The sequence below is a fragment of the Cyanobium sp. Cruz CV13-4-11 genome, from assembly GCF_024346055.1.
Classification (GTDB): Bacteria; Cyanobacteriota; Cyanobacteriia; order PCC-6307; family Cyanobiaceae; genus Cyanobium.
In genome coordinates, this window is record NZ_JAGQCH010000003.1 from 199,820 (window position 1) to 206,276 (window position 6,457).

The following is a 6,457-nucleotide window of genomic DNA, read 5'->3' on the forward strand; positions in this document are numbered from 1 at the left end:
TCAGCCGCTCCCCAGATAGGAGGCCCGCAGCCCCGCATCGGCCAGCAGGGCATCGGCGGTGCCCTCCAGGCTGATGCTGCCGCTCTCCAGCACCACGCCGCGGTCGGCGATCTCCAGGGCGGCGGTGGCGTTCTGCTCCACCAGCAGCATCGACAACCCTTCCTGGTGCAGCGCTGCCAGGGCGGCCATCACCTCGGCCACCAGCTTCGGCGCCAGCCCCAGGCTGGGCTCATCGAGCAACAGCAGGCTGGGCCGGCCCATGAGGGCCCGGGCGATCGCCAGCATCTGCTGCTCGCCCCCCGACAGGTTGCCGGCCAGCTGGCGGCGCCGTTCCGCCAGCCGCGGGAACAGGCCGTAGCAGCGCTCCAGGTCGGCGGCGATGCCGGCCCGGTCGCGCCGCAGCCAGGCCCCCAGCTCCAGGTTGGTGGCCACACTCTGGCGCGCCAGCACCCTCCGGCCCTCGGGGCAGTGGCCGATGCCCAGGCGCACGGTGGTTTCGGTGCGGCAGCCGGTGCGTTCCACCCCCTGCCAGAGCACCCGGCCGCCGACCACCGGCACCAGGGAGGAGATCGCCCGCAGGGTGGTGCTCTTGCCGGCCCCGTTGGCCCCCAGCAGGGCCACCAGTTCGCCGCTGCGCACCTGCAGATCGAGGCCCCGCACGGCGGTCACGGCCCCGTAGCGAACGACCAGCCCCTGCAGCTCCAGCAGTGGTGGCGCCGTCATCGGCGCTCCCCGGCGGCGCTGGCCTGCCCGCCCAGGTAGGCCTCGATCACGGCCGGATCGTGGCGCACATGCTCGGGGCTGCCCAGGGCGATGCGCCGGCCGAAATTCAGCACCGCCAGGCGGTCACAGAGGCGCATCATCAGCGGCACGTGGTGCTCGATGATCAGCACCGTGAGCTGGAACTGCTCCCGCAGCCGGTCGATCAGGGCGCAGAGCTCATCCTTCTCGGCGGGGTTCATGCCGGCGGCCGGTTCGTCGAGCAGCAGCAGCGCCGGGCCGGTGGCCAGGGCCCTGGCGATCTCCAGCCGCCGCCGGTCGCCGTAGGAGAGGTTTGCGGCGGAGTCGTCGGCGCGGGCGTCGAGGCCGAAGAGGGCCAGCAGCTCCCCGGCCCTGCGCTCCAGCGCCGCCTGTCGGGCCCGGAAGCCGGCGTTGCCGCTGAGGGCCTCCACCAGCGGAGCTCGGGTCTCGCGGTGCAGACCCACCAGCACGTTCTCGCGCAGGGTGAGGCTGTCGAACAGGCGCAGGTTCTGGAAGGTGCGGGCGATGCCGAGCCGGTTGATCCGCTCCGGACCCAGGCCGCCGATCGGTTCCCCTCGCCAGCGCACCTGGCCGCCGCTGGCGGGAGTGAGGCCGGAGATCAGGTTGAAGAGGGTGGTCTTGCCGGCGCCGTTGGGACCGATCAGGCCGAAGATCTCTCCCTGCTGCACGGCGAAGCTCACCTGGTCGAGCGCCACCAGCCCGCCGAAACGGCAGCTGAGCGCATCGAGTTCCAGCAGCGGCGACGCGGCGCTGCCGCCGGTGGGCGCAAGGCGTGGGTCCACCGTCATGGGCGGCTCCCCTCGGCACCGGGGCGGCCGGCGGGATCCCCCAACCGGCCCAGACGCTCCAGCAGGCCCGGCGTGACCAGTCCCTGGGGAAACAACGCCGGACCCGACAGGATCACCAGGCCGAACAGCACCAGCCGCGCATCGCCCACGGGCCGCAGCAGTTCCGGCAGCGCCGTGAGCACCAGGCCGCCCAGCACCGGCCCCAGCCAGCTGCGCGATCCCCCCAGGATCACGAAGGCCAGCATGATCACGGCGCTGTCGAAGCTGCCCTGGCGGGCGTTCCAGGTGTTGAGGAAGTGGGCGGCCAGAACGCCGGTGCCCCCGGCCAGCACGGCGCTCATCACGAAGGCGGTGAGCTTCACCTGGGTGGTGTCGATCCCCATGCAGCGGGCCGCCAGTTCGTCCTCGCGGACGGCCGCCATCGCCCGGCCCAGGGCCATCACCTCCAGCCGCTGGCACACCCATCCCGCCAGCAGCAGCAGCGCCAGGGCGGGCAGCAGGTAACCGGCTGCTGAGGGGAAGGGCTGGGGGATGCCGAAGATCCCCACGGCGCCTCCGGTGAAGGGCAGGTTGAGGATCGCCACCCGCACGATCTCCACCAGGGCGATGGTGGCGATGGCCAGATAGATGCCCTGGAGCCGCAGCACGATCCGGCCGACGAGCAGGGCCAGCAGACCCGCCAGCGCTCCGCCCAGGGCCAGTTCCAGCAGGAAGGAGGGCAGGGGGAAGCTGCCGTCGATTCTTGCCCCAAGCACCGGCCAGCGGGTGGAGAGCAGGGCCGCCAGGGTGCCGCCCACGGCATAGAAGGCCGGGGTGGCCAGTGTCAGCTGCCCGGTGGCCAGCGGCAGGTACACCGAGATTCCCAGCAGGGCGCCGATCAGCATCTGGACCAGAAGAGCGGGATCCATCAGCGGGTTCCTCCTGCAGCGGTGTTGGCCATGGGACTACACCTTCTCCACTTGTCGCCGGCCCAGCAGGCCGCTGGGACGCAGCAACAGCACGAGGAACAGGATCGCGAAGGCCAGGGCGTCGCGCCAGCCGGAGGCGTCGCCGGGCACCAGCGCCTCCGCCAGACCCATGAGCAGGCCACCGGCGATGGCGCCCGGCACGCTGCCCAGCCCCCCGAGCACCAGAACCGCCAGACCCTTGAGTCCGTAGCTGATCCCCATGTAGGGCCCCGGCAGGCTGATGCTCACACCGATCAGGCCGCCGCCGAGGCCGGCCAGAGCGCCGCTGAGCAGGAAGGCCAGCCGCAGCATCGCCCCGCTGTCGATCCCCAGCAGCCGGGCGGTGGTGGCGTCCTCGGCCACGGCCTTGAGGGCGCGGCCGCTGCGGCTGCGCTCCAGCCACAGGGTGAGGACGATCACCGCCGCGGCGCAGACCGCCAGCAGCAGCACCTGCACGCTGCGGATGCGGGCGCCAGCGACCTGCAGCGCATCGGGCAGGCCCGCGAGGGCGGTGGCGGGGAAGGCATAGCCCTCGGCACCCATCAGCATCTGCAGCAGGTTCACCAGCACCAGGCCGGCGCCCAGGCTGGTGATCAGGTAGAGCAGCGGCTCGGCCCTGCGGCGGCGCAGCGGCGCGAAGGCCAGGCGCTCCACCACCAGCGAGACCAGACCGGTGAGGAGGGCCGCCAGCAGCAGGGCCGGGGTGAAGGAAAGCCCCTGCGGCAGTCCCCAGCCCGGCAGACCGCCGTTCGCGCTGATGCGCCCGCCCATCAGCAGGTAGGTGAGGTAGCCCCCCAGGGAGAACAGGGCACCGAGGGCGAAGTTGATCACCCCCAGCACGGAGAACACCAGGGTGTAGCCCAGCGCCACAAGGGCATACACGCCACCGCTGGCGGCCCCGTTGAGCAGGGTCTGGAGCAGGGCTTCGATCATCGGGCCGGGGGTGAAGCGCTGCCGCCGGCCCCGCCGCTGACCCCGGTCTCGCGCACCAGGGCGAAGCGGCCGCTGCGGCCGCCGGGATCCATGCGCACCTGGGCCACGTAGAACTGCCCCTGGACCAGCTCGCCATCGGGAGTGAAGCGGATCGGTCCGAGCGGGGTGTCGTACTGACCGGCGAGCAGCTCCTCCATCAGCGCCTTGCGAGCCTGGCCCAGGTTGACGTTCTCAAGCCCTCCGCGCCGCTGCAGCCGCTGGACCGCCTCGAACAGCACCTGGTAGGCGGTGAACGCCTGGGCCGTGATCTGGGAGGGGCTCCGATCCGGGCTGCTGCCGCGCAGCAGGTTTCGGAAGGTGCGGTTGACCGGGGTGTCCAGCTCCGGGCTGTAGGCCTGGGCGATCAGGATGCCGTCGCACCAGCGCTGGCAGATCGGGTAGATGTTGGGTGTGTTCATGCCGTTGCCCACCACGATCGCGCCCCGGTAGCCGAGTTCGCGCAGCTGACGCACCAGGTTGCCGCCCCCCACCGCCTGGATCGAGATCACCACCAGCTGGGGATCGGCCTGCAGAGCGGCGGTGATCGGGATCTGGAAGTCGTTGTCGGCCAGCTGGGTGCGCTGCACGGACACCGGCGTCAGACCGCGGGCGCGCAGGGTGCGCTGGAAGATCGCCGTTTCGGAGGTGCTGAAGGCGTCGTCCTGGGAATAGAACACGGCCACCCGCCGGATGCGCGGATCGCGCCGCAGAGCCTCGCTGATCGACAGCGGTGCGATCACCGAGCTCTGGGCTGACACGCGGCTGATGAAGGGGCCGATCTGGGGGATGCCCTTGGCGGTGTTGGAGGGGGCCACCACCGGCACGCCGCGGCGCTGGGCGATCGGGTCGGCGGCGAAGGCCTGCTGGGAGAGAGTGGGGCCGATCAGGGCCAGAACCCCCTGCCTGATCAGCAGATTGAAGCCGGCGATCGCGGTGGCCTCATCGCTGCCGCCGTCCTGCAGCTGGAAGTGGAGCGGGCGCAGGGGCGGTTCACCTGGCTGGCGCCGCCGGCTCCCAGCCCACTCGCGGGCCAGGCTGATGCCCAGGCGTTGATCCTGGCCGTAGAGATTGGCGTTGCCCGTCAGGGCGATCACCCCGCCGATGGTGAGGGCACCGTTGGGGGCATCCGCCGCTGGAACGGCTTTGGCGGCCGGATCGGCCTGCTGGCCCAGTACCGCCAAACCACCCATGCCAGCGGCCAGAAGGGCGGCGAGGCGAAGGGCTCCCCGCGCTCGCCAGGAGTGACGCGCAATCGGGGAAGTGGCGAGAGAGGATGCCAGCGTCCCAGCCAAACAGTCATCAACATAGGCGGTAGATACCTTCCTCGCTGGGGAAATCGGGGACTGGCTTCTCCGGGGCTCAGGGGAGATGAGCGGTTGCCGTTGATTGCTTCTGCAGACTGTTCAATCTCGTTTCACATCGGGTCTGCGCAGGCTGTTTCTGAGTGGCACCACTTCGTACACCAAAAATCATCTGACCTGCCACGGTGCATAATGTTGCCCATTCGCCCAGCCTTAGGGAGGCTCTGGGTAATCGGGGTTTGAGTGGCCGCAGTGAGAGATAACAGTGCTTTTGGTCGTGCATTGCCTCTGGGGCCCCCTTCTGAGGGTTTTTGGTCTCATGTTCAGCCACTCTGGGCTGGTTTTTGAGGCTGAATCGAGGTGTTCAGACACACCAAGCTCCTGGTCAGACTGTCACGAGTAACTGTCGTCGCGCCTGAAACAGATTCAACAATGCCGCCAGCACGTTGATCTTGGAGCGGTTCTTGGCCAGGCCACGCAGCCTGGTCTTCTGAAAGCCGAACTGCTGCTTGATCACCCGGAAGGGGTGCTCAACTTTGGAGCGGATATGAGCTTTGGCGGTCTCGATCAGATCCTGCAGCCTTCCTTCTGGTGTGTCTGGTAGGGCCGTGCGTTTGCCGGGTCGCATCGCCACCCTGAATTCCGTTGTCTTGCCTGTCATCTCGGGTCTCTTGGCGATGCCCTGGTAGCCAGCATCCGCGTAGACGACCTCCTCGTCGCCATGCAGTAGCTCGGCAGCCGAGGTGAGGTCATGCACGTTGGCGGCCGTCACCACCACCGAATGGATCAAGCCCGAGTCCTTATCCATGCCTGCGTGGACTTTCATGCCGAAGTACCACTGGTTGCCCTTCTTGGTCTGGTGCATCTCGGGATCTCGCTTCCCCTCTTTGTTCTTGGTGGAGCTGGGAGCGGCGATCAAGGTGGCATCGACAATTGTGCCCTGCCGCATCGTCATGCCTCGCGCACTGAGGTGGGCCTTAACGGTCTCAAAGATCTGCTCACCAAGCTCGTGCTTCTCCAGCAGGTGGCGGAAGGTGAGGATCGTGGTCTCATCAGGAATCCTGTCGCTGATCAGCTCGATGCCGGCAAAGCGGCGCATGGTGGGCACCTCGATCAGGGCCTCTTCCATGGCGGGGGCACTGAGGGAATACCACTGCTGCAGCAGGTGGGTCCGCAGCATCGTGGCCATCGGATAGGGAGGCCGGCCGCCTTTCGTGCTCGCTTTGGGGTAGTTGGGCTCGATCAACGCAATGAATGCCTGCCAAGGCACCACCGCCTCCATCTCACCGAGAAACTTCTCCCGTTTCGTCTGCTTCTTGGCCGTGGCGAGCTCGTAATCCGAGAAGCCAAGCTGTTTGCCGCTCATCACCCCAGTCCTGGCCTGCAATCACAGGACCATTGTCCCGTGGATCGCCTGGGTTTTCCAGAGTCTCCCTAGTGTCCCGTCCCGGAAATAACATCTGGAATCAGGAGTGTCACCCGAGGTTTTCCGTGGCGCTTGGACGTCCGATGCCGCCGCTGCTTCTCAGCGACGACGAGGTTCAGCAGCTCCAGGCTCTCGCCAGCTCCCGTTCACTGCCTCACTCCATCGTTCAGCGGGCCCAGATCGTGTTGGCCTGCGGTGCCGGTGAAACCAACACAGCCATCGCCAAACGGATGGGGCTGTCCGGGATGACCGTCGGCAAGT

The 6,457-nt window shown here is 68.4% G+C and carries 6 protein-coding genes; all 6 read right to left on the reverse strand.

The window, feature by feature from the left end; all coding sequences use genetic code 11:
* The gene (locus tag KBZ12_RS04065; protein ID WP_254956484.1) at positions 1–723 is read right to left on the reverse strand and encodes an ABC transporter ATP-binding protein; all 723 of its coding nucleotides are present in this window, start codon (positions 721–723) and stop codon (positions 1–3) included.
* A complete protein-coding gene (locus tag KBZ12_RS04070; protein ID WP_254956485.1) occupies positions 720–1,550 on the reverse strand; it encodes an ABC transporter ATP-binding protein in 831 nt (276 codons plus the stop codon). The genes KBZ12_RS04065 and KBZ12_RS04070 overlap by 4 nt, the downstream gene beginning before the upstream one ends.
* Positions 1,547–2,458, reverse strand: a complete 912-nt coding sequence (locus KBZ12_RS04075) for a branched-chain amino acid ABC transporter permease (RefSeq protein ID WP_254956486.1) — start codon at positions 2,456–2,458, stop codon at positions 1,547–1,549. Before KBZ12_RS04075 ends, KBZ12_RS04070 begins: the two co-directional genes overlap by 4 nt.
* A 36-nt stretch (positions 2,459–2,494) precedes the next feature.
* Positions 2,495–3,430 carry a branched-chain amino acid ABC transporter permease gene (locus KBZ12_RS04080; protein ID WP_254956487.1) on the reverse strand — a complete coding sequence of 312 codons (936 nt, stop codon included), beginning with the start codon at positions 3,428–3,430 and terminating at the stop codon, positions 2,495–2,497.
* Entirely contained in the window at positions 3,427–4,659 is a 1,233-nt protein-coding gene (locus KBZ12_RS04085) for an ABC transporter substrate-binding protein (protein WP_254956488.1), read from the reverse strand. Before KBZ12_RS04085 ends, KBZ12_RS04080 begins: the two co-directional genes overlap by 4 nt.
* A 496-nt stretch (positions 4,660–5,155) precedes the next feature.
* On the reverse strand, positions 5,156–6,136 hold the full coding sequence (locus KBZ12_RS04090) for an IS5 family transposase (protein WP_254956489.1): 981 nt from the start codon (positions 6,134–6,136) through the stop codon (positions 5,156–5,158).
* Between the last annotated feature and the right edge of the window lie 321 nt (positions 6,137–6,457).

Coding starts and splice junctions, on each gene's coding strand:
- KBZ12_RS04075 (WP_254956486.1), bottom strand. CDS start 2,458: ATGGATCCCGCTCTTCTGGTCCAGATGCTGATCGGCGCCCTGCTGGGA.
- KBZ12_RS04085 (WP_254956488.1), bottom strand. CDS start 4,659: ATGGGTGGTTTGGCGGTACTGGGCCAGCAGGCCGATCCGGCCGCCAAA.
- KBZ12_RS04065 (WP_254956484.1), bottom strand. CDS start 723: ATGACGGCGCCACCACTGCTGGAGCTGCAGGGGCTGGTCGTTCGCTAC.
- KBZ12_RS04070 (WP_254956485.1), bottom strand. CDS start 1,550: ATGACGGTGGACCCACGCCTTGCGCCCACCGGCGGCAGCGCCGCGTCG.
- KBZ12_RS04090 (WP_254956489.1), bottom strand. CDS start 6,136: ATGAGCGGCAAACAGCTTGGCTTCTCGGATTACGAGCTCGCCACGGCC.
- KBZ12_RS04080 (WP_254956487.1), bottom strand. CDS start 3,430: ATGATCGAAGCCCTGCTCCAGACCCTGCTCAACGGGGCCGCCAGCGGT.